This window comes from Shewanella sp. M16, from assembly GCF_018224605.1.
GTDB classification, from domain to species: domain Bacteria; phylum Pseudomonadota; class Gammaproteobacteria; order Enterobacterales; family Shewanellaceae; genus Shewanella; species Shewanella oncorhynchi.
The window spans coordinates 106,706-130,178 of sequence record NZ_JAGTUL010000013.1 but is presented as its reverse complement, the minus strand read 5'-3'; the positions used below and the strand labels follow the sequence as shown (position 1 = coordinate 130,178).

The 23,473-nt window shown below is 44.5% G+C and carries 16 protein-coding genes and 1 riboswitch; of the genes, 9 read left to right on the top strand and 7 right to left on the bottom strand.

All coding sequences use genetic code 11. From position 1 onward, the window contains the following. Positions 1 to 239 precede the first annotated feature (239 nt). The 5 genes from exeM (at position 240) to katB (ending at position 6,086) form a co-directional block, all read left to right on the top strand. Entirely contained in the window at positions 240 to 2,852 is a 2,613-nt protein-coding gene (gene exeM, locus KFE26_RS11015; RefSeq protein WP_212600416.1) for an extracellular exonuclease ExeM, read from the top strand. Positions 2,853 to 2,962: 110 nt separating this feature from the next. Beyond that, complete coding sequence (locus tag KFE26_RS11010) at positions 2,963 to 3,418, top strand: hypothetical protein (protein WP_198573840.1); 456 nt, start codon at positions 2,963 to 2,965, stop codon at positions 3,416 to 3,418. 105 nt (positions 3,419 to 3,523) lie between these two features. Continuing rightward, the gene (locus tag KFE26_RS11005; RefSeq protein ID WP_028761594.1) at positions 3,524 to 3,961 is read left to right on the top strand and encodes a PaaI family thioesterase; all 438 of its coding nucleotides are present in this window, start codon (positions 3,524 to 3,526) and stop codon (positions 3,959 to 3,961) included. An 82-nt stretch (positions 3,962 to 4,043) separates the two neighbouring features. Further along, positions 4,044 to 4,286 carry a YgjV family protein gene (locus tag KFE26_RS11000; protein ID WP_028761593.1) on the top strand — a complete coding sequence of 81 codons (243 nt, stop codon included), beginning with the start codon at positions 4,044 to 4,046 and terminating at the stop codon, positions 4,284 to 4,286. A gap of 324 nt (positions 4,287 to 4,610) precedes the next feature. Next, entirely contained in the window at positions 4,611 to 6,086 is a 1,476-nt protein-coding gene (gene katB / locus KFE26_RS10995) for a catalase (RefSeq protein WP_212600415.1), read from the top strand. A 223-nt stretch (positions 6,087 to 6,309) separates the two neighbouring features. Here the strand turns inward: katB and norW are convergent, their stop codons facing one another. Continuing rightward, positions 6,310 to 7,476 carry an NADH:flavorubredoxin reductase NorW gene (norW, locus tag KFE26_RS10990; RefSeq protein ID WP_212600414.1) on the bottom strand — a complete coding sequence of 389 codons (1,167 nt, stop codon included), beginning with the start codon at positions 7,474 to 7,476 and terminating at the stop codon, positions 6,310 to 6,312. Continuing rightward, a complete protein-coding gene (norV, locus tag KFE26_RS10985; protein ID WP_212600413.1) occupies positions 7,469 to 8,998 on the bottom strand; it encodes an anaerobic nitric oxide reductase flavorubredoxin in 1,530 nt (509 codons plus the stop codon). The genes norW and norV overlap by 8 nt, the downstream gene beginning before the upstream one ends. A 226-nt stretch (positions 8,999 to 9,224) precedes the next feature. On the opposite strand from norV, the gene norR reads away from it, so the two are divergent. After that, a complete protein-coding gene (gene norR / locus KFE26_RS10980) occupies positions 9,225 to 10,829 on the top strand; it encodes a nitric oxide reductase transcriptional regulator NorR (RefSeq protein WP_249195678.1) in 1,605 nt (534 codons plus the stop codon). 53 nt (positions 10,830 to 10,882) lie between these two features. On the opposite strand, the gene KFE26_RS10975 is transcribed toward norR, so the two are convergent. After that, positions 10,883 to 11,437, bottom strand: a complete 555-nt coding sequence (locus KFE26_RS10975; protein WP_131524629.1) for a TMEM165/GDT1 family protein — start codon at positions 11,435 to 11,437, stop codon at positions 10,883 to 10,885. Positions 11,438 to 11,847: 410 nt separating this feature from the next. Then, a riboswitch (cyclic di-GMP riboswitch) is annotated at positions 11,848 to 11,947 on the top strand. A 122-nt stretch (positions 11,948 to 12,069) separates the two neighbouring features. Here KFE26_RS10975 and gbpA point away from each other — a divergent pair. The 3 genes from gbpA (at position 12,070) to KFE26_RS10960 (ending at position 17,680) form a co-directional block, all read left to right on the top strand. Beyond that, complete coding sequence (gene gbpA, locus KFE26_RS10970) at positions 12,070 to 13,515, top strand: N-acetylglucosamine-binding protein GbpA (protein WP_212600411.1); 1,446 nt, start codon at positions 12,070 to 12,072, stop codon at positions 13,513 to 13,515. Positions 13,516 to 14,079: 564 nt separating this feature from the next. Next, entirely contained in the window at positions 14,080 to 15,255 is a 1,176-nt protein-coding gene (locus tag KFE26_RS10965) for an aromatic amino acid transport family protein (protein WP_173248682.1), read from the top strand. 268 nt (positions 15,256 to 15,523) lie between these two features. After that, a complete protein-coding gene (locus tag KFE26_RS10960; RefSeq protein WP_212600410.1) occupies positions 15,524 to 17,680 on the top strand; it encodes a S46 family peptidase in 2,157 nt (718 codons plus the stop codon). Positions 17,681 to 18,187: 507 nt separating this feature from the next. On the opposite strand, the gene KFE26_RS10950 is transcribed toward KFE26_RS10960, so the two are convergent. The 4 genes from KFE26_RS10950 to KFE26_RS10935 form a co-directional block, all read right to left on the bottom strand. Beyond that, entirely contained in the window at positions 18,188 to 18,895 is a 708-nt protein-coding gene (locus KFE26_RS10950; RefSeq protein ID WP_212600409.1) for a hypothetical protein, read from the bottom strand. A gap of 84 nt (positions 18,896 to 18,979) precedes the next feature. Next, the gene (locus KFE26_RS10945) at positions 18,980 to 19,372 is read right to left on the bottom strand and encodes a hypothetical protein (RefSeq protein ID WP_212600408.1); all 393 of its coding nucleotides are present in this window, start codon (positions 19,370 to 19,372) and stop codon (positions 18,980 to 18,982) included. A 548-nt stretch (positions 19,373 to 19,920) separates the two neighbouring features. Next, positions 19,921 to 20,649 (bottom strand): 23S rRNA pseudouridine(2604) synthase RluF, encoded by a 729-nt coding sequence (locus tag KFE26_RS10940; protein ID WP_212600407.1) that lies wholly within the window; start codon positions 20,647 to 20,649, stop codon positions 19,921 to 19,923. Between the two features lie 888 nt (positions 20,650 to 21,537). Continuing rightward, entirely contained in the window at positions 21,538 to 22,869 is a 1,332-nt protein-coding gene (locus KFE26_RS10935; RefSeq protein WP_105250033.1) for a Na+/H+ antiporter NhaC family protein, read from the bottom strand. Positions 22,870 to 23,473: the final 604 nt, after the last annotated feature.

Here is a 23,473-nt window from a genome sequence, read left to right as displayed (position 1 = left end):
CCAACTGCTTTGTCCTTATGTGTATTGCTCTTACTGTTTGTTTTTACATGGCTAATACTTTTGATTTACCATCCTGTTCTGTTAGGTGAACAGTGAAGTGTCTATAATTAGTTACTCATCAATGTGTTACATTGGCAATGTGCGATCTTGCCCTCTTTTTTTACGCATTCAACTCTGAAATAATCCGCTCGCACGTTAATAGAAGTTAGCGGCAATATTATAATAATGGGGTTGATGATATGGATAATGTTAATAAATTAACGGCTATTTCTTTAGCTGTAGCAGCGGCTTTGCCTATGATGGCAAGCGCAGATGTGATGATCACCGAATATGTTGAAGGTAGCTCAAATAATAAAGCGATTGAACTGTATAACAGCGGCGATACGGCAATTGATCTCGCGGGTTATAAACTGGTTCGTTATAAAGATGGTGCTACTGTTGCGTCGGATATGGTGGCTTTAGGTGGTCAAACTATTGCGGCAAAATCGACAAAAGTTATTTTAAATACTAGCGGTACTATTACTGTTGCTCAAGGGGTTGATAGTTACTCTGGTAGTTTAAGTTTTAATGGCGGTGATGCGGTTGCCTTAATGAAAGATGATGCAGTCATCGATATTATTGGTGATGTGCCGACGCCAACGGGTTGGGGATTAGACGTTACCTTAAAACGTAAATTAGATGCGTTAGTGGCGAATACAGTATTTAATGCCGCCCAGTGGGAACAATTACCTAAAGATACCTTCTCTGGTTTAGGTTCTCTAGAAACGCCTGCTGAGCCAGAAGTGCCGCTCTTTAGCTGTACTGGCGCTAAAATTGTGCCTATTTATCAAGTACAAGGTGCGGGCGAGTCGAGCCCATTTGTACCAGCAGGGGCATTCGAATCTGAAGCCGAAGTGACTGTGCGTGGCGTAGTGACTGCCCGTGGTGAAAGCTTGTTTAAAGGTTTTTACTTACAAGAAGTTAAGGGTGATAACTCACCGTATACCTCTGATGGTGTATTTGTATTCTTAGGTGAAGCTGCACCTGAAGCGATTCAACCAGGGGTTGAAGTGTGTGTGCAGGGTAAAGTGAAAGAATACTTTGGCCTAACTCAAATTGATATTAAAGCCGATAAGAAATTTGATGTTGGCGCTAAGGGTGAAGTCCCTGTTGCCGCACCTTTCTATGTGGCCGATGGCGAAACCTTAGCGCAAGCATTAGAGCGCTATGAAGGCATGAATGTGGCCTTAGATGCGGGCAGCGATCTTAAAATCAGCCGCACCTTCAGCTTCGACTATGCGGGTAGTCGCAATAACATGCTAGTGTCATATCAAGCACCTTTGATGAAGCCGACACAGCTGTATCCAGCGCTTTCTGCTGAAGCAACGGCATTAGTTAAATCTAACCGCGAAAACCAACTCTTTATCGAATCCGATTACAAGCCTGCCAATGGTGTTATTCCATACTTCCCTGATTTCAATGTGGAAACGGGTTACATCCGTGTTGGCGATCAACTGACTAACCTGCAAGGTGTGATTGGTTACAGCTACGGCGCTTATCGTTTAGTGGCGACTAATACTATTACAGCGGGTGATTTTATCCGTGGTGACGATAGAACCGAAGCCCCAAGTGTTGCAACTAAGGGAGATCTGCGCGTGGCTAGCTTTAACGTGCTGAACTTCTTTAACGATGTTGATGGTGGCGATACCAATCCATCAGGCAGTAACCGTGGCGCCCTAACGCTGGAAGAAATGGTGCTACAACGTACTAAAATCGTTAGCGCTATTACCGCCATAAACGCCGATATCGTCGGTTTGATGGAAATTGCTAACAACGGTTTTGGTGAGAAGAGTGCGATTAAGGATTTAGTCGATGCACTAAATGACAAGCAGACGCCTGAAAACGCCTATAGCTTTGTTGAAATCACCGATGCTGATAAGTATGACGGCAAGTACTTTGGCACAGATGCGATTACTGTCGGCATGTTATACCGTGGTGGTAAAGTGGCTTTAGCGGGGGCAGCACAAGTTATCGGTACTCCAGAACAGCACGCCAGTGCTGGCAGCGTGACTCGCACAAAAGATGGCAAAACTGAGACTAACCCTGGCAATGATGCTTATCAACGTCACAGCTTAGCGCAAACCTTTAAAATCCATGATGAGTCTCTGACCGTAGTCGTTAACCATTTGAAATCTAAAGGCTCAGGCTGTTTAGAAGATTGGGCTAACTTCGAAGAGTCAGTTGATCCTGCCGATCAACAGGGCAAGTGTAATGCTTTCCGCGTATCTGCAGCCAAAGTCTTGGGTGAAACGCTAAAAGACGTGAAAGGCGACTTACTGATCATCGGTGATATGAATGCCTATGGTATGGAGGATCCTATCCGTGTACTAACCGACTTCGATGCGAGCAAGTCAGAGCGTGACATCCTGACCGCTTCGTGGACGACGCTCGACGGCAAAGTGTTTGAGCGCCAAGGCAGCAAGATTGAAAAAGGTTATGGCTTTATCAACTTGAACACGAAAGCCCACGGTGCAAGCACTTTCTCTTATAGCTATAACGGCGAGTTAGGTAACTTAGATCATGCTTTAGCCAATGCTAGCTTAGCCAAACGTTTAGTGGATATTGAAGATTGGCATATCAACTCAGTGGAATCTAGCCTGTTTGAATACGGTAAGAAGTTCTCTGGTGATCTGGCTAAATCTGAAAATGCTTTTTCTGCATCGGATCATGATCCTGTGATTGTTGCTTTAAGTTATCCTGCGCCAGTAGTGCCGCCAAAACCTGAGCCAAAGCCTAAAGATGATGGCGGTGCTTTAGGTTATTTAGGTTTAGCACTGATGTCCTTGTTTGGTTTGCAGCGTCGTCGCCGTTAACCTGTATATGGGGTTAACTCACAAGTGCAATTTGTGAGCTAGACTGAAACAAAGGGATGGTTAACCATCCCTTTTTTATCTCTTTTTTTCAGTTTTTATTAGGAGTGAGTATGGATACCACCTCAAATCCGCTGAAAACCATGAATATCAAGGCGCCACTGTGGTTTTACTTTGTCGCAACGCTCAGTTTGTTGTGGAATATCATGGGGCTGATGGCTTTTGTGATGCAAATGACTATGACGCCAGATGCACTCGCACAGATGAGCCCAGATCAAATTAAACTCTATGAAACGACGCCAATTTGGGTTGATGCTGTGTTTGGCTTTGCCGTGGTTTCAGGGGTTCTAGGATGCCTATTATTGTTATTCAGAAAATTAATTGCTTATAAAGTGTTGGTCGCCTCGCTTATCGCTATTTTGTTGCAAATGACCTATGTATTTTGCATTCAGCAAGCGGCTGTGATGCTAGGAGCTGACGCGTTAATTATGCCAAGTGTAGTCGTGGTGTGGGGATTATTTCTTGTCTGGTTTAGTCAGCTAAGTACCGTTAAATCTTGGTTAGTTTGAGCCTTATTTTTGCTGATATTGATGTGACCAGCTGAGAGTAAACTAGTTGAACTTCATCCACTTCACAGTAAACTGCTGATTGGTTTTATTGACTAGGAAGTTGCAATGAGTATTTGGTTTAGAGCTGTAACGTTAGAGGATTGCGCGCGTTTAGACGCCGGTATGGGTGGCAAAGGCACCTTGATGCAGACTTTAGGAATTGAGATCAGTGAGATTGGCGACGATTACATGAAGGCCACTATGCCAGCCAGTCCGGCGGTGCATAACCCTTTGGGCATAGTGCATGGTGGCGCGAATGTCGCGCTTGCTGAAACCGTTGCTAGCTATGCGGCAAATTTCGCGGTGGATTTTGAGCAGTACTATTGTGTCGGTCAAGAAATTAACGCTAACCACTTACGGGCTTCCCGTAATGGGGTATTAACCGCCACGGCTAAGCCTATCCACTTAGGGAAGCGCAGCTCTGTATGGGAGATTTTAATCCACAACAGCGCGGGTGAACTGACTTGTATTTCACGGATGACGGCGGCTGTCGTTAAACGCTAAATGCAATGAGCCAGCTTATTACCTGTGGTGTGATTGGCGTATCAATCGTTTGATTTAAATAATATATAGATAAGGATTGGATATGGATAACGCTACAATTTGGGAATGGGTTGGTTATTTAGCTTCAGTGGTCGTTGCAATATCACTGATGATGTCAAACATTAAGAAACTGCGCTGGTGGAATCTCATTGGTGCGGCTTTATTTGTGGCCTACGGTGTGGCAATTGGGGCTTATCCTGTTGCCTTAGTTAACTTTTTTATCGTGCTGATTGACACTTATTATTTGGTTAAGCTTTATCGTGAAGCTGACTTATCCAGCAGTTAATGGTGTATCAGCTTAACTCCGCTTTCTCGCACCGCACTTCGATCCATTGTCCTGAGCAGCTATTTGGTTTTTCAACAGCATCTTAAGTGATATGAGCGGACCATTGGCTGTGAGTCCGTGTAATTCATTAACTGTCTTGCCAAACCTATTCTTAATCTTTTTTTTAGATTATTAAAATCTAGTTTAATCGTTTTATTCTCAAGTGGTAATTCTCTATTCTTGCTCTATCGACAACACGTCGCCAGCCAAGGAGATAAACCATGGCCACCATTTACGATTTAATTGAAACCTGGTTAACCAGTAATCAAGACTAAGGAGCAGGGCATGAGTCAACAACATCAAACAAGTCAGTACTTAACGAGCCAAAACGGCGCCCCAGTGGCCGACGATCAAAACTCACTGTCGGCGGGTGAACGTGGTCCTCTGCTATTACAAGATTGGCATTTAATTGAAAAGTTAGCCCATTTCAACCGTGAGCGTATTCCTGAGCGTATCGTGCATGCCAAAGGTACTGGGGTTTACGGCACATTTACGCTGACTAAAGATTTAAGCGATTACACCATTGCTGACCATTTCAATGGTGTTGGTAAGCAAACCGAAACCTTTATTCGTTTCTCAACCGTAGGTGGAGAAATGGGTTCTGCCGACGCAGAGCGCGATCCACGTGGCTTTGGTTTACGTTTTTATACTGCCCGTGGTAATCACGATATCGTGGGTAACAATACGCCGACCTTTTTCTTACGAGATGGGATTAAGTTTCCAGACTTTATTCATACGCAAAAGCGTAATCCTAAGACAAACTTAAAAGATCCGCAGGCGATGTGGGACTTTTGGTCATTGAACCCTGAAGCTATGCATCAAGTAACCATTTTGATGTCGGATCGTGGTATTCCGGCGAACTACCGTCAAATGCACGGTTATGGTTCACACACTTTCTCGCTGTGGAATGCCAAGGGCGAGCGTTTCTGGGTGAAGTTCCACTTTAAATCGCAGCAAGGCGTGGTCAACTTAACCAATGAACAGGCTGATAAATTAAAAGGGATTGATCCCGATTCATCACAGCGCGATATGGTGGTTGCTATTACTGATGGTAACTTCCCGCGTTGGACGGTTAATGTGCAGATTATGCCTGAGGCGGATGCCAATACTTACCATATCAATCCATTTGATTTAACTAAGGTTTGGCCGCATAGCGACTATCCATTAATTGAGATTGGTGTATTAGAGCTGAATCGTCTGCCACAAAACTACTTTGCTGAAGTTGAGCAAGTGGCATTAGCACCTAGTAATTTGGTCCCAGGCGTCGGGGCTTCACCAGACAAGATGTTACAAGCACGTTTATTTGCCTACGCCGATGCGCAGCGTTACCGCATTGGTGCTAACTACAACCAATTGCCAGTGAATTGCCCGCATGCCGCTAAGGCAAATCACCATCAACGTGCAGGTGCGATGGCGGGTACACAATGTCCTTACCATGGCAGTCAAACTGGTGGCGACGCTTCGGCAAACTATGGCCCGAACAGCACTGCTGATGCCTTGGTTGAGCCAGTAAACTTTAGTGAACCACCATTGCGTTTAGAAGGTGAAGCTGCGCGTTACAGTCGTTATAACCAAGACGATTATACCCAAGCGGGTAATTTGTATCGCATCTTCTCTGAAGCTGAGAAAGCGCGCCTAGTGGCAACAATTTCGGGTTCATTAAGTCAAGCGAGTTTAGATGTGCAGCAACGTATGGTGGCGCATTTTACTCAAGCCGATGCGGATTATGGACAACGTATTAAACTGGCATTAGGTCTTTAAACTATTGCTGTTGCGAATGTTTGAATAATAGTAGAAACGATAAAACTGAGTAGAAAGCCTCTACTCAGTTTTTATTATCAGCGACAACAATATTAACATTCTCGTTAATGTGCTCTTAGGCCGCGATGAGCGCTGCGTTAGGGCTATTTAGCTGCTTTAACAATCCAAATGCTTGCTGCATTTTATCCTCGGTAACAATATTAACATTCTCGTTAATGTGCTCTTAGGCCGCGATGAGCGCTGCATTAGGGCTATTTAGCTGCTTTAACAATCCAAATGCTTGCTGCATTTTATCCTCGGTTACGATAAATCCTATAAATGTTTCATCCACGTCGAATGCTTTAATACAGCTTCCTTGAGCATCCATATCGACTTGCCAGCGATAGACGCCATTCACTGTTATACCGCTGAGCTGTATAGGTAACAGTGGCGTTTTCACTTTAATGAGCATGGCGGGAAAATTCACTGCTGTCGGTTGGTTCAGTAATGTGTTCGCCAGCGCATTGGCACTCAGTAACGCAGGTTGCAAATAGGCCCTATTTTGGCCGTTGATTTGGGCGCAATCACCTAGCGCATAAATATGGGCATCGTTGGTTTGTAAGCATTCGTTAACGACGATACCTTTATTGACCTCTAGCCCCGCATGCTGGGCAAGTTGACTGTTAGGGAGAAGTCCCGCTGCACAGATAACCGCATCACAAATAAACCGCTGGTCATTATCTAGGCACACAGAGATACTGCCATCTTGGTGTTGCAGTTGGCTGACTCGGGTTTGCAATTGCACTGTGACGTTATGCTGCGTTAGTACAGCGGTCAGTTTGTGGCTTAACATTTCGGGTAGCATATTCGGCATTAAGCTCGCTTGTGGATCGACCAAAAATACTTGCTTACCTGCAGTTGCTAAGTCCATTGCCAGTTCAACTCCGACCAAACCCGCACCGATAACTAGTACTCTCCTCGCGCCATGGATGTCTGCTTCGCAGGCCTGATACTCCATTAAGCTGTTAACTGTGTGGATGATATCGACGCCATCCCCCTCTATAGGTGGAATAAAGGGCCGTGCACCTGTGGCAAGCACTAATTTTTTGTACGCAATTTCGCGTCCTTGATGGCAACAGACTACCTGACGAACTTTATCTATTTTTATGACTTCACAGTGATTTATCACATCAATTTGTTGCTCATGTGCAAATTCAGTCGCGGTCAATTTTATGAGGTCTGACGCCATTTTTTTAAGGCTAAACACATGGCTTAAATCTGGTTTATGGTATTCGTCACCAGAGTCGGCTGTGATAACTGTAATCGGTTGTTCGCGGTTTAAACGTCGCAGTGTTTTGACTAGCTGATATGCCGCGAATCCACTGCCGATAATGACGATTGGCTTAGGCATTAGTCACCTCATGTTTTATGACAGCGAAAACGCTTTTACCTAGGCCACATTCGGGACAGAGGAAGTCTTCGGCCACTTGAGTCCAAGGTGTGCCAGCAATGACATCTTGATTAGGTTCTCCTTTTTCAGGGGCGTAAACCCATTGGCAAACGGTGCAAATCATTGATTGTGTATCATTTAATTCGCACGCTTTTGTTGCAATCGGTGCCGTCACAGGGACGTTATTAGTAGCAGTATTTTCAGCTGTTTGACTGGCCGTGGTGGCTTGACTAGGTTTTGACATGACTTGATTAATGATAGAGCGACTATTAGCGCTATCGAGGGGACGCAATGCCCATTCTCGCGCGATTCGCTGGCCGTGCTGACGGCATTCTTGCATCGCATCACGATCGGGACGCCATTTGACTTTTAATCCCACCGAGGTTTCAAAACCAGCATCCATCAAACGAGTGTGAATTCTATCGACTGCGCCGCCATTCCAGCCATAACTACCAAAAGCTGCCGCCTTTTTATTGCGAAAACGCAGGCCCGTAATTTCTTCAAGCATGGCGGCAATTTTAGGCATCATCACATTATTCATGGTGGATGAGCCGACTAAAATACCTTTTGACCTAAATGCCTGTGCAAGGATTTCGTTTTTATCATGACGTGCGACGTTATACACTTTTACCGCTACATTGGGGTCAACATCATGGATACCTTGAGCAATACCGTCGGCCATCATGCGAGTATTATTGGACATAGAGTCGTAGAAAATCGTGATACGGTCTTCTTGATAAGCGTCGGCCCAAGCTAAATATTGGTGAATAATTTGGGCTGGATTATCACGCCACACAATGCCGTGTGAAGTTGCGATCATATCTACAGGTAAATTAAAGCTTAATACTTCGTGAATTTTAGCCGTCACTAGGCTGCTAAAGGGTGTTAAAATGTTTGAGTAGTATCGTAGGCATTGTTCCATTAATTCATTTTGATCAACCTCATCATTGAATAAATGTTCGTCGCAATAGTGTTGGCCAAAGGCATCGTTACTGAATAAAACCGCATCTTCGGTGAGGTATGTCATCATGCTATCTGGCCAATGCAACATAGGTGCTTCGATAAATATCAGTTGCTTACCATTGCCTATCGCTAAACTATCCCCTGTCTTTACGGTAATGAAATTCCATTCTGGGTGGTGGTGATGTCCTACAATGGAGTCGACCGCATTTTCACTGCAGTAAATTGGAGTGTTAGGAATTTTGGCCATTAATGCAGTCAGGGCGCCTGAGTGGTCTTCCTCTGCATGGTTCATCACAATATAGTCTATGTCGGTTAAATTAATTTCAGCTTCAAGATTTTGTAAGAATTGCTGGCTAAACCGATGATCAACTGTATCAATTAACACGGTTTTTTCTTCACGGATAAGGTAGCTATTGTAGCTTGTGCCTTTAGTTATCTTGTACTCAGTACCATGAAAATCTTGCACTTCCCAATCGCGTTGGCCCACCCAGTGGATATTGTTTTTTACATGAATAGTCATAAATACACCTGTGATAATTAATAATGAATGCGCTACGTAAATCTTGCTTATTTAGTTAAATCTCTTATTGCACTCACTATGCCAACATCCTAAGGTGTTGATTTTTATTGGTATTAGCGTATTTCAACATTTTAAATCACTTGCTGATGTCATAATGACAATTTGATATTAGTCAAATTGACATTACACTGTTGTCAATATGACTTTATTTGACTGTGGATGTGCTATGAGTGCCCATGCTGATTTAACTCAGTTAGCCTTAGATTTAACTGTCGGCGTGTCGACGCAAGACAGATTTGAGCGTTTGTTGGCAGTGGTCAGGCGGCGTGTCAATTGTGATGCTGCGGCATTATTGGCATTTCGGGAGCAGCAATTTGTCCCCTTGGCGATAGATGGGCTCTTTGCCGAAGTGTTAGGGCGGCGCTTTCAAATTAGTGAACATCCGAGATTAGAGGCTATCGCCCGTGCTGGCGATGTGGTTCGTTTCCCGGCCGACAGTGAACTTCCTGATCCGTATGATGGTTTAATTCCACATCATAGTGCGAACTTACATGTACATGCTTGCATTGGTTTACCACTAATCGCGAACGATCGCTTAATTGGGGCGCTCACCATTGATGGTTTCAACCCTCATCAGTTTGATGATTTTAGTGATAGCGAGTTGCGTGTGATCAGCGCACTGGCCGCAGCCAGTCTTAATACTGCGTTATTGATGCAACAGCTAGAATCCCAAGTTGTTGAAGTTTCCAATGGCACAGAGGTGCTCAATCGTCCTGCTAGTCAGCAGGAGATCATAGGGCAATCCACACAGATCCAATCGCTAAAGCAGCAGATAAGTGCCGTGGCAGGCACTGATTTATCGGTATTAATTACCGGCGAAACTGGCGTGGGTAAGGAGTTAGTGGCCGCGGCGATACATAATCAATCGACCAGAGCCGATAAATCACTTATCTATTTGAACTGCGCTGCACTGCCGGAGTCCGTCGCCGAAAGCGAGTTATTTGGGCATGTAAAAGGGGCATTTACGGGAGCAATCAGTCATAGGCAAGGTAAGTTTGAACTCGCTGACAAGGGGACCTTGTTTTTAGATGAAATCGGGGAGCTTCCCTTGGGGCTGCAAGCTAAGTTATTGAGGGTTTTACAATACGGTGAATTACAGCGAGTTGGCAGTGATAAGAGCCTAAAAGTGAATACTCGGATTATTGCCGCCACTAATCGAATTTTGCACCAAGAGGCAACGGAAGGGCGCTTTCGTTTCGATCTTTACCATAGGTTGAGCGTATTTCCTATCCACGTAGCACCATTAAGAGAGCGTGGGCAAGATATTGTTATGCTGACAGGTTTTTTTCTTGAACGTTGTAAAGCGAAGTTAGGACTCACCCATATCAATATCACACCCGCAGCGCAGCAGTTATTAGAGCAATACACATGGCCGGGTAATGTGCGTGAGCTAGAGCATGCGATACACAGGGCTGCGGTGTTGGCGAAAGCCGAGCTAAAAACGGCTTACATCAGCTTAAGTGATAAACATTTTCAGCTCGATTCTTTGATGAATCAAGCACACAGAACAGTCGACGAAGATAGGCCATCAGATGCCGCAACGCCAGCCATTGAATTAGCATTTAGGTCTGAGTCGGCCTGTCGTGAGCGACAATCGCAAGATAATTCCAGTGTTATGCTGGGGCTTAAGGCTGCGACGGAGAGATATCAGCGTCAACTTATTCGTCAAGTTTTAGCCGCGAATCAACAAAATTGGGCTGCGTGTGCAAGAATATTGCAAATCGATACAGGTAATTTGCACCGACTTGCAAAACGGTTAGGTTTAAAATAATAAAATATTGCGTGAAGAGATTTTATTCTGCAGCAAAACCCCAGCCTCGATTCTTAGAAGAACAGTGTTGCTACGCCTAAGAGTGCGAACAATACGGCGCAGCCACGGTGTATCCACAACATAGGTAATTTTTCGGCGCTGAAGTGGCCTGCGATCACTACGGGTACGTTAGCAAGCAGCATGCCTAAGGTTGTGCCAGCAACCACCATAGTTAATGAATCGTATTTTGCGGCTAATACCACAGTTGCTATTTGCGTTTTATCCCCCATTTCGGCGATAAAAAACAGGATAAAGGTGGCGAGAAAGGGACCCATTTTATAGAAACGGCTCTCTTCTGCATCGACTTTATCGGGGATTAACACCCAAAGAGCGATCGCAAAGAATGACGCAGCCACTAAATAACGTGCCAGATCTGGGCTTACCCAGTTAATGGCCCATTGACCAATCCAAGCGGCGGCAAAATGGTTAAATAATGTCGACAGCAAAATACCTAAAATAATGGCGGTTTTATTTTTAAATCTTGCGGCGAGGATTAGTGCAAGTAATTGAGTTTTATCACCAATTTCGGCGATAGCAACCGTAAAGGTTGAGGCAAGTAGGGCTTCCAAGTGTGATCCTTTAGGGGTGGTTATGACATAAGCACAATAAACCGTCCACCCCTAGGTGCGGTCATTGTGCTCAGGTCTTGCTGGGCAAATCTATGATTTGCTGTGAACACCATGGCATGTTGCCAAGTATGTTGATGTTCACCCTAGATGACGATGGCTCGAAATCCAGTTAGCTACTCCCCCGAAGCGAGGTGGGCATTATACCTAGGTAAGATTTAGTTTCAAGCACGAGTTTATAACAGTAGGTGCTGATAAATGTTTGACGGGTGTCAGAAAAATACCGATTCACATTCTGTAACTTAATGAATATAAATGAATTATTTTTTGACAGCGTTGTCTTTTGTTGCTAATTTAGCCAAGTCATTTCTACTTAGTTACATACTGTTAACTCGTAGTGACTCAATGATAACGACTGTATTTGGCAAACTAATTGAAAAGTTAGGACGCAAAGCTTCCGGTCTAAGGTTGTAAATGGATTTTTTAGTGAACTAAGATAGCGGAGTTGCCGCAGAATTCGATTTCTGTGAAAGATAAACGACTGCTGTTTAATGCTGTTGTTTGCCCAAATACCACTTTTATACCTAAGCCCAAGCCAATACTGGCTAAGATGGGTGCAAATGGAGTGCATTAAAGTGGCAAATCCTACTGTTTTTTCCCCTGTTTCTAAATTGAGTTTATTGGCCGCCGCAGTGATGGCGGCAAATACATTTGTGAGTATTTCTGCGCAGGCACACGGTTATGTTGTGGCGCCAGAGTCACGCTCCTATGCCTGTAAAACCGGCAACAATGCCAACTGTGGCGCGGTGCAATGGGAACCGCAAAGCGTTGAAGGACCATCGGGTTTTCCTGAGTCAGGTCCTGCGGATGGCAAACTGGCGAGTGCGGGTAATGGTGCTTTCTCGCCTTTAGATGAACAGAGTCCCAGCCGTTGGTCAAAGACAGATATTAAAGCGGGCTGGAATAAGTTCAGTTGGCAGTTCACTGCCAATCATGTCACCCGCAATTGGCGTTATTATTTAACTCGCCAAGATTGGAATCAAAACCAAGCTTTAAGCCGTGCGAGCTTTGACTTAGCGCCATTCTGCGTAGTCGATGGTGGCATGGTGCAGCCGCCTAAGTTAGTGACCCATGACTGTTATGTGCCAGAAGGTCGCAGTGGTTATCAAGTGATCTTGGCCGTGTGGGAAGTGGGAGATACGACGAATAGTTTCTACAATGCTATCGATGTGAACTTGGGCTCGGGTCCTGTTGTGCCGAGTGAATGGCAAGATGTGGGGGATATCAATCCGTCACTCGATCTAAAAGCAGGCGATAAAGTGATGACCCGAGTGTTCGATGCCAATGGTGAGCAACCGGCTAAGCAAACAGTCATTACTATTAGCGATGCGACTCAAGGTGATAAACAAAACTGGCCTTTCCTATTAGCGAGCGCGATTAATGCCCAGCAGTCTCAGTTAAAAGCGGGACAAAAAAATGCATCAGGTGTGATTGAGCCTGTGTATGGCAAAAACGACATTTTTACTGCGACGACTTCAGGTATTGAGCGTGTCGAAGTGGGATTTGATCTGGCGCCCGCACCGGGCAACAGCTTAGAAGTCACTTCACTTGCCGACGATTATCAAATTATCGACGGCGCGGCGCAGGTTCGTTTTGACGTCACCAGCAATGCTGAAATGTTAGTGTCTGCGTATTTGTTTAGCCACGATGGCACGGCTGCCGGTTTTGTCAGCCAAACCGTTAACAATACCAGCGCGAGCTTAGTGTTAGACGTGGTTGCGCCTAAAGCTGGACATTATCACTTGCAGGTTAAAGCTGAGCCTAAACAAGGTGATGTTATTCAGCAGAACTTTGATCTCTTCTTAAAGGATCAAGCACCAACGCCAGAAGCGGATTTTGTCTTCCCAGCAGGGGTGAAAGGTTACGTTGCAGGCACCACAGTGTTACAGCCTAAAAATGGCAAAGTGTATCAATGTAAGCCATTCCCCTATAGCGGCTATTGCATGCAGTGGTCGGCTTCTGCCACAGGATTTGAGCCAGGTGTTGGCGCTTCTTGGGCTATGGCGTGGACTGAGCTGTAAATTAACATTCTGAGTTAATTAATTCTCAACATGATGTGATTGGGCTTAAACATATTTGCTGTGTTTAAGCCCATATTTTGCACGCTCTCGATGGTGAAAGATGTGCTTTACCTCGGTTTAAGCTCAATGCTGCATCCCATATATTTTCAACAAAGGTAGCGATTTTGTTGGCTTGTTTATTTTCGTTTATCACAGCGCTATTAAGTTGTTACCGTACCGTTTGCTACCCTTCTTTGTTCACAACTGGCTTGCCCACTGGGTTTGGCTCTGTTAATGTCCCAAACTATCTATTTAATCGATGCTTATATCGGTACATTAATTTGGGCTATCACAATTGAAAGTCATGCCATTTTTCAATAATCGATTTAGTTAGCCTCAATGGCTACTGGGTTGAAACATTCAAAAGCTATTGGGGCCAATTGATCTGCTAGGTCGAGATCTGATTGGATGCTTTAAGTGATGTGTCGCTTATTTCGATTTAAGACGCAAGGCTTTATCGGTTCAAATCTTACTCAAATAAAATAATAATTAATTATTGAACAGGACTATTGTGTGAATTCAAAAATGTTAGGCTCGATCGCCATCGTTGCCGGGACGGCCATTGGCGCAGGTATGTTAGCGTTACCTTTAGCCACAGCGGCTTTAGGTATTATCCCTGCTTTAGTGTTACTCGTCGTTATTTGGGGCGTGTCCGCCTATACCTCATTACTTATGCTCGAAATTAACTTACGCACTGGCGTGGGGGATAACGTGCATGCTATTACGGGTAAGTTACTGGGTAAAAAAGGTCAAATAATTCAAGGTGCTTCTTTCCTGAGTTTATTATTTGCCTTGACCGCGGCTTATCTCACCGGCGGCTCTTCGTTATTAGTGCTTAAAGCGAAGAACATGTTCGATATCGTGCTCGATAATCAAGTCGCAGTGTTGTTATTTACACTGGTGCTCGGTGGCTTTGCGGCGCTAGGTGTTGCTTGGGTCGATAAAGTGTCACGTTTCCTATTTTCGTTAATGATTCTATTGCTCGTGGTGGTGGTATTATTTTTATTGCCCGAAGTCAGTATTGCTAGCATGGCAACTGGTGCGATTGCCGAGTCTATGACCAGCAATTGGATGGCGGCAATTCCCGTGGTGTTTACTTCGTTTGGTTTCCACGTCTGTATCGCCACTTTAGTGCGTTATCTCGATGGCGATGCGGTATCACTGCGTAAGGTGTTGTTAATCGGCTCGACTATCCCACTCGCTTGTTATGTTCTGTGGTTATTGGTGACTTTAGGCACAGTAGGCGGATATGAGGTGAATAGTTTTGAAGGTTCACTACCTTCACTCGTCACGGCATTACAGGATATTGCTCATACGCCTTGGATCAGCAAATGTATTTCATTATTCGCTGACTTAGCCTTAGTGACCTCATTCCTCGGTGTGACCTTAAGTTTATATGACTTTATCGCCGAATTAACTCGTGCCAAAGAAACGTTTGCCGGTCGTATTCAAACTTGGTTACTGACCTTTATTCCGCCTGTCTTGTGTGCCTTGTATTTGCCCGAAGGCTTTGTGGCGGTACTGGGATTTGCGGCCGTACCATTGGTCGTGATGATTATCTTCTTGCCCATTGTTATGGCACTGCGTCAACGTCAGTCGCAGCTTGGGGGTTATCAAGTGTCTGGCGGATCTGTTGCATTAGTCATTGCTGGCTTGTTAGGTGCCGTGATTGTGGGTGCCCAGCTATTTGTTGGGATCTAATTCATTGCAATAGGCGTGGCTTTTTAGCGAACGCTGCTGGGTAACTTTGATTAAATGTATTTGCTTTGTAAGCGAGTTTTTCAGAGTCTGTTATAGAGAGTGTTGCATGTGATAAAGTCAGGCCCCGGCCTGACTTTTTGCTTTTTAGGTTTTAAAGCGAGTGATGCTGGTTTTTAGCACAGTTATTTAAAATTTAAACAACGCTATTAAAACGAGAAAATGGCCCAGCTTGCGCGTGGCTTCATTCACATCAAACGGACTTAACACAATGAAAAAATGGTTACTCACAGTTGCCGTGGCCGCTAGTTTTGGCGCACAGGCTGACGAAGGTATGTGGCAGCCCCATCAACTGCCTGCTATGGCTGATGAGCTAAAAGCAAAAGGCCTTGAAATTGATGCAAAATCGATTTCTAAACTCACCGAATTCCCGATGAATGCCGTGATAAGCCTTGGCGGTTGCACTGCATCATTTGTATCGCCAAAGGGCCTAGTTGTGACTAATCATCACTGTGCCTATGGAGCGATTCAATACAACTCCACTCCTGAGAAAAATCTGCTGCAGGATGGTTTTTTAGCTAAGACCTTCGCCGATGAATTACCTGCGACCCCTGGCTCACGTGTCTATGTGACTGAAGATGTAACTAATGTCACTGAGCGAGTTAAAAATGGGCTTGAAGGTAAAGTGGGCAGCGCCTTCTATCAAGGCGTTGAAAGCCAAGAGAAAGCCTTAGTTGCTGAATGTGAAAAAGAAGATGATTACCGTTGCCAAGTGTATAGCTTTCACGGTGGTCTCGAATATTATCTGGTTAAACAACTGGAAATCCGTGATGTGCGTTTAGTCTATAACCCAGCCGCGAGCGTGGGTAAATACGGCGGCGATGTAGACAACTGGATGTGGCCACGTCACACAGGCGATTTTTCTTTCTACCGTGCTTATGTATCTAAAGCGGGTAAACCCGCAGAATTTAGTGCTGACAACGTGCCTTATGAGCCAAAAAGTTTCTTAAAAGTCTCGGCTAAAGGTGTGAGTGAGGGTGATTTTGTGATGGTTGCAGGCTACCCAGGTCGCACCAACAGATATCGCACAGCTACTGAAGTTCAAAATGAGTTTGAGTGGGCTTATCCCGAAGGCAAAATGCTGCGTGAACGCTTTATAGAGATCATTAAAGAAACCGCGCCAGAGGGCAGCGACGAGCGTATTAAGTACGAGAGTCAAATTGCTGGCCTTGCAAATTACGCGAAAAACTTCACTTCTATGATCGAGTTTTACGGCAAATCAACCATGTTGGCTGACCGTAAAGCCCTCGAAGCTAAGCTTGCGGCGTGGATAGCCAAAGACAGCAGTCGTGAAGCGAAATACGGTAAAACCTTAGCGGAATTAGATGCCTTGATTGCCAAAGGCAAAACGCATCAAGAGCGTGACATGATCTTAAGCTACATAGGCAGTACGACTATGTTGCCGACGGCGCGCAGCTTATATCGCCTCGCGAACGAGAAACAACTGCCAGATATGCAGCGTGAACCGGGCTTCCAAGATCGTGATATGACACGTCTAAAAGCCAGCATGGAGCGTATTGACCGTCGTTATGCGCCAAGCGTTGATAAAGCGGTATTGCTCGACATGCTAAAACGCTACGCCGCACTGCCAGAAGATCAGCGCCTACCCGCATTGGATAAAGCCTTTGGTATCGATAAAAAGTTTAGTGAAGCTAAGCTTTCGAAAACCTTAGATAAAATGTACGCCAAAACTGAGTTAGGTAAGAAAGACGTTCGTCTGGCGTGGATGGACAAATCCGTTGCCGATTTTAAAGCCTCTAAAGATCCTTTCATTCAATTCGCTGTCGCTATGTATGACACAGATATGGCCGAAGAAAAGAAAGAAAAAGAATTAGCGGGTGAACTAATGAAGGTGCGTCCGCAATATATGGATGCCATTATTGCTTACAACCTAGAGCAAGGTAAGCCAGTGTATGCCGATGCTAACTCAAGCCTGCGTGTCACGGTTGGTCATGTGAAAGGCTATTCGCCAAAAGACGGTTTAGTGGCCGTGCCATTCACTCGCCTTGAAGGCATAGTGCAAAAGGACACGGGTGTTGACCCATTCGATGCACCGAAGAAAGAGTTAGAGCTGATTAAGCAGAAGCAATATGGTGATTTCTATATGAAATCAATAGATTCTGTACCAGTAAACTTTTTATCAACTTTAGATACTACTGGCGGAAATTCTGGCTCACCGACCTTAAACGGCCGTGCTGAATTAGTGGGCCTATTGTTCGACGGTGTGTATGAAAGCATTATCGGCGGTTGGGCATTTGATAACGAGATTAACCGTTCTATTCATGTCGACAGCCGTTATATGCTGTGGGTAATGAAGTATTTAGATCATGCCGACAATTTATTAGCCGAGATGGAAATCGTTAAGTAATCCATTGCCGCACCAGCAATGGTCCGGCCTAGCGTTATTCGGATTACTGGCATTCAAGCGCTCTTTGAATGCAGCGATAACAAGACAATAAAATAGCGATAAACTCACTGGGTTTATCGCTATTTTTTTGTGGGTGTAATGGCTTGCTGATGGCTGTTGAGATAGCTGCGCTATGGTATTAGCTCACCGACTCGCAGCAAGTCCATCCGTGGAAACCCGTCCATGGGGCGGACGGTCGTCTCGCAAATCACCATGGCTCACCTTTTTAGCGTTAGTGTAATCTGTAGATTTAAAAGCCTTACGCTGCACGCTTTTGGACAATTACGAGTTAGACCATTAGCTCAAATTAGTAAGTTTCAAATTAAAATTTTTATGGGGTAACGCCCTGTTAAGGTGCGAGAAATGCAATACCGAAGCTCCCGCATACCACCTTAAACACTAAAACCAACGCATAGTGAAAATACTAGGCGTTGCGAATTCCTCTTAAACAGTTTATTAGTCCTCGGTTTAAAGTATGAATACCCGCTCACGCTTGGTACGTCGGGCTTTTAAACCTTCACAAGCGGATATTGTCAGGAAGCCCAGCTTATACGTAACCGCACCCTCGTAACGGTCACCTAAAGGTATTGAGCCTACTTTTTTGATAACAAAGCGTTCCTTTTTAATGGCTTCAGAAGTTGCTTCAAACTCAATGCAGCTATCCACCGCTACAGTTACAAGTAATAGCGAATGGAAGTAGCCTGTACCTCCGTAGTTAGAAACTAACTTCAGGATATGAACGCCACTAAACGAACAACCAACATACTGGTAACTCAAATATTTATCATCACTTTTATAGTCGACTACGGGAAAAGCGTCAGGAACATGCCTCGCATCAACTTCACCAAAATAGCGATTACTCTTATTGGCGTCAGAGATATTGATAGATACAATTTGGTCGCCAACATCAGAAATCCAACCATTAAGATCATCTAATATCGCAGGTGATATATAGTTATCGGAAACAAATGAATATTTGTAGTTCTGAAAATCACGGATTGGAGCCGCTCGTGATGAGAGAGATATAAATTTAGCACCAATGATGCCATGGACTTCGTCTCTGAAGAATACAGCGAGACTAGCAATAAACACGACTGCGGGCTCTGGGCTAGGCTCACTTATTAACCACAAAATGCTGCCAATTATCGCTAATATACTTAACGTTCGAAATATCACTTTATTCCTCTGGAGGGCTAACGTTTGTTTAAGGGGCGGGCTTTAGCCCGTTCTAGTGAGCGGAGCGAACGGTTTGAACCAATTTTATGCATAAGACGCCATTAATTGGCGAGCATCTATCGCTACCTTCTCAAGTGATATATCTTTGTGAGCACGCAAATCTACGTTCCATGTTTCTGGATCACGCCAAAATCTACTTTTAGCATCCAATCGAACAGATAATTCTTTGTTTATGCGCGAAATGAGAAAAGCTGAACGCGACCAACGTTCCGCAAGATCCCACTCGGTTTCTCGATTTCGCTCCATCCCTTCCGTGCGAGCCTGTAGATAGGTCTGTGTCTTTTCGGAGGCATTTATAACCTCTGTCAATGCACTAATAGCCTCGTTGGTTCGATTTGCCTTTTTAGATTCTAGATAAGCAATAAATGAAGTTGCCAAAGCGGCTATTGCGATCCAGTCAGATACTTCCATGGCCATGATGTGACTCCTATTGCATAAATCGTTTGTTGGACTTAGCCGCTGCCACATCCGTGTAAATGGGTATAAATGATGCTATAGGAATTTACTTTTTTGCGGTAGCTATTTTTTATACAGCTTTGACGCTAATCACTTGATATCGTTTTAGCTTTATCATTTTTCGCGCTTATTTTTTGTTGATGAATCGCTATCTAACGACTCAAAACTCCAAGGAATATACCTCCCCTCAGAGTTGCCGCAGGGCGAATAGACAAATTGCGTGAGTTCGGTCATGGATGACCGACTAGCTTTCGCAGGTGCAGGGACGCATCCTTCGGAAGCGATAGCAAATTTGTCAATGAGCACAAGGGGCTTTCAACTCTGTTGGGGGCGTCTTGGAGCATCCAAGGAGGATAGGACGAGCAGTCCTCCTTGGTCGGGTGTGGGGTGAAGCCCCACGACTTTGATTTTGATTAAAGCATTCAAACTAAACTTGGAAAACTCTAAGGTCTTGCTTTGGGGCTGACGATTATCAGCTATTGGCTTAATGTAATATTCCAACCATCAATTTATTTTATCGCCAGTACTGCTTTTAGCTCTGCAATTTCCGATTCTGTTAGTGGCCGCATTTGCCCTTCTTGTAACTCACCCAATGCTAATTTGCGTAAATTCAGTGTCATTATGGCGACGCGCTCAAGATCGATAACGCGATATCCGAGTGCCTTGGACATCCTACGAATTTGTCGATTTAATCCCTGAGTCAGCACGATTTCAAAGCTGTCCGAACTGAGGCGGTGGACTTGGCAGGGCAGGGTTTGCAGGTCTTTATAACGCACTCCATTGGCCATTTGCTCAACAAAATCATCTGCGAATGGCCTATCGAGGCGCACATGGTAGGTTTTGCTGTGGGCAAAACTGGGGTGCATCAGTTTATGAGTCAGCTCACCATCGTTAGTTAACAGCAACAGGCCGCGGGAGTCTTTATCGAGTCTGCCGACGGGGTAGAGTCTTGGTGCTTTGGGAAGTAGGTGTATGAGGCTCGTTTCATCTTGCTCAAGCAGACGGCAATCCGTGCCCACAGCTTTGTTAAATACCCAATAGGCGAGCGTTTCGGCTTTAGTGATAGGTTTGCCATCAAACTCAATACAGTCGAGGCAGTTTAATGACTCGTCCAAACAGATGGGATCTGTGTGGCGGGCGATACCGCCATTGAGTGTGATGCGCCCAGCCTCAATCAAACGGCAGGCTTCACGGCGTGAGCCTATGCCACACTGGGCGAGGTATTTTGCTAAGCGCATGGATTACCCTAAAGTATTTGGCGTTCTTGGGCGCGATGATACAGTATTTTTGATAGGCGCCGCATTGCAAAGGCTAGGCTTAAACACCAAATAATACTCAAGTTAGTTTGCAGCCACATATTGGCTGAAACAGTACAAAAGTGTGTTTGGGGCACACAGGGAGGGAAATCCAATATTGTCCAATCTAATTGCAGGGTTAAACTCACTGCACTACAAAAGCTGATCAGGCTCAAATAGAACAGTGGCTTTGGGCAAATAAACCGAGGCACTATCCCCGCTATAATCACAAGGCTGTGTAAGATGAGGGTGCTTAATAGATAACTCGTTGAAACTATTCTGTGTATGCTCAAAAAATTAATGGGGAATATTCCCATCAAAATCACAGAGACTCCTACCCAAGCACCTGTAAGTGCTATGCATTGGCTGAACGTATCTAGTTTTAGTAAGTAGAGCCCGGTCATTGAAATGAGTATGCAGAGCCCCGCAGCTAATAAGCTTAAATTAAACACATAAGCGAGGGGTGAGTTGATATAGTTACCTAAAAAATCAGCTCGTATTTGTAAGACTTGAACTCCAACGTTTTGATATTCAGCATAAATAGCAATTAAAACTCCAGAAGCGCTAATAAAGGCTGCGCCTACAATCAACCATGTAATAAGACGATGTAGATCGTAATAACTTGGTTCTTGGTGATAAAGAGGATTCATGGAGACTAAAAATATACTGACGGGATATGACCACATTGAATGCGGTAACTTGCCTGAATTGTTTAATGAAGGCAAGCGAGTTGATGCTTTTTGGCCAAAAGAGGACTTTAAAATGACAAGGAACGCCTAGTGCGTTCCTTGTCATAAACGTTAGATTTTACTCATGCGACTCAAATATCATTTAGTGTCGTTTGCGGAAAATTACAATCGCAACAGCCACTACGGCTAAAATCATACAGTACCAAGCGTGTGATACCGCTGCTAATGGCGTGATGCTAAAGGTCGAAGCAATCAAGAGTGCCTGTGCACCATACGGGATCAAACCTTGGATAATACAGGCGAAAATATCGAGTATGCTGGCGGCACGTTTTGGACTCACGCCATGCTTCTCTGCTAAGTCTTTTGCAATATCACCCGTCACCACGATAGAAACCGTGTTGTTAGCCACACAAGAGTTAGTCACTGCGACTATACCTGCCATACCTAGCTCAGCTGCACGGCATGAAGCTTCACCTTGCGCCTTAGAGAAACGAGTGATCAGCTTTTCAATCTGTTTACTCACAAAGGCAAGACCACCTTGCTGCTGCATGAGTGCGGCTAAACCACCCACTAGCATAGACAGAATGAAAATCTCCTGCATATTGCTAAAGCCAGCATAAATATCTTTACCGAATTGGATCACGCCGTAATCCATAGTAAACAGGCCGGTTGCGCCCGCTAATAAGATACCTAAGGTCAAGACCACAAATACGTTCAAACCCGCCACGGCTAAGATCAAAATGGTCAGATAAGGAATGACCTTAATAAGATCGATATTCTGCGTTGCTAACTCTGCTTGGCCTTGTCCGGCAAATACAAAGGCGATTAAGGTTAGCAGTGATGCGGGGATAGCGAAAATCAAATTTTCACGAAATTTATCTTTCATATCACAGCCTTGGGTGCGCGTAGCTGCAATTGTGGTATCGGAAATAATCGACAAGTTGTCACCAAATAGGGCGCCAGACATCACGGCTCCCGCCATCAGTGCATAGTCGATTTGCGCTTGGTCGGCTACGCCTAGGGCGATGGGAGCGACAGCCGCGATTGTCCCCATAGAGGTTCCCATGGCCGTTGCGATAAAAGCGGCAATCACGAAGAAACCAGGTAGTAACAGGTTCGATGGTATTAACGATAAACCAAGAGCAACAGTAGCATCGACGCCGCCAGTGGCTTTAGCGACTGCAGCGAAGGCGCCTGCAAGTAAGTAAATTAAACACATAGCAATAATATTGCTGTGACCAATACCGCCAATAAAGGTATCAATCGATTGATTTAATTTCTGTTTTGATAAAATCAACGCCAGAATGATTGCAGGTAAAATAGCGATAACGCTGGGTAATTGATAGAAGGCAAAGTCGACACCTTGGCTTTGGAAATACACACCCGCGCCAATGAAAAGACCAAGGAAAACAAATAATGGCAACAGGGCAATAAAAGATGCCGGGCTGTGCTGTGCTGCTGTTGGATTGCTCAAATGTTATCTCTCTTTCGCTTAGGGTTTTTCCGCAGGATCCTTGGCAGTCAAACTCGCTTAAATTCAGTGTTGCCTCGGCATCGTATCCTAGCAACTTGAGGCAAAGCATATTTGATCCCTGATAACCTGTCAATTTAGACGTCTAGATGTTTTTACTTCCGTTGTGATCGCTAGGTTATTAATAGGTTGTATAAGATGAAAATTAGTCTTTATTTTAATTACTAATCAATAATTTACCTGTTTTCATTTAGATTGAGTTAGAGGGTTTATATCTGATTTAGCGTGTATTTCAACTGAATGGAATAGCGTAAAATTTAAGCGGATGACTGGTGTGATGGAGTAAGCCGGCTATTTATTGCTCCATTTAGTTTGAGTTGTTGGTGGGTAAGACAGCCATAAATAGCGTAAATGATGAGTGGCATTAATCAATAGGGCTCATTTGGGGACGTATTGACTTAGTTCGCTTGTGCAGCGTTGTGATAGCAATGATAAGTCAAATAACTTTAATAAAACCTTAATAAGCAATCTATTGTTTTTAAATGTAAAACAGTTTCAAGCATCTAAAATCCCCATAAAAACTAATGGCAACAATTTGTATTGAAGT

What these genes read in the sequence shown, in the direction of transcription:
- katB (WP_212600415.1), top strand. Translation starts at nt 4,611, where the DNA reads ATGAGTCAACAACATCAAACAAGTCAGTACTTAACGAGCCAAAACGGC.
- KFE26_RS10945 (WP_212600408.1), bottom strand. Translation starts at nt 19,372, where the DNA reads ATGGCCATGGAAGTATCTGACTGGATCGCAATAGCCGCTTTGGCAACT.
- exeM (WP_212600416.1), top strand. Translation starts at nt 240, where the DNA reads ATGGATAATGTTAATAAATTAACGGCTATTTCTTTAGCTGTAGCAGCG.
- KFE26_RS11010 (WP_198573840.1), top strand. Translation starts at nt 2,963, where the DNA reads ATGGATACCACCTCAAATCCGCTGAAAACCATGAATATCAAGGCGCCA.
- KFE26_RS11000 (WP_028761593.1), top strand. Translation starts at nt 4,044, where the DNA reads ATGGATAACGCTACAATTTGGGAATGGGTTGGTTATTTAGCTTCAGTG.
- norR (WP_249195678.1), top strand. Translation starts at nt 9,225, where the DNA reads ATGAGTGCCCATGCTGATTTAACTCAGTTAGCCTTAGATTTAACTGTC.
- KFE26_RS10940 (WP_212600407.1), bottom strand. Translation starts at nt 20,649, where the DNA reads ATGCGCTTAGCAAAATACCTCGCCCAGTGTGGCATAGGCTCACGCCGT.
- KFE26_RS10960 (WP_212600410.1), top strand. Translation starts at nt 15,524, where the DNA reads ATGAAAAAATGGTTACTCACAGTTGCCGTGGCCGCTAGTTTTGGCGCA.
- norV (WP_212600413.1), bottom strand. Translation starts at nt 8,998, where the DNA reads ATGACTATTCATGTAAAAAACAATATCCACTGGGTGGGCCAACGCGAT.
- KFE26_RS11005 (WP_028761594.1), top strand. Translation starts at nt 3,524, where the DNA reads ATGAGTATTTGGTTTAGAGCTGTAACGTTAGAGGATTGCGCGCGTTTA.
- KFE26_RS10965 (WP_173248682.1), top strand. Translation starts at nt 14,080, where the DNA reads ATGTTAGGCTCGATCGCCATCGTTGCCGGGACGGCCATTGGCGCAGGT.
- norW (WP_212600414.1), bottom strand. Translation starts at nt 7,476, where the DNA reads ATGCCTAAGCCAATCGTCATTATCGGCAGTGGATTCGCGGCATATCAG.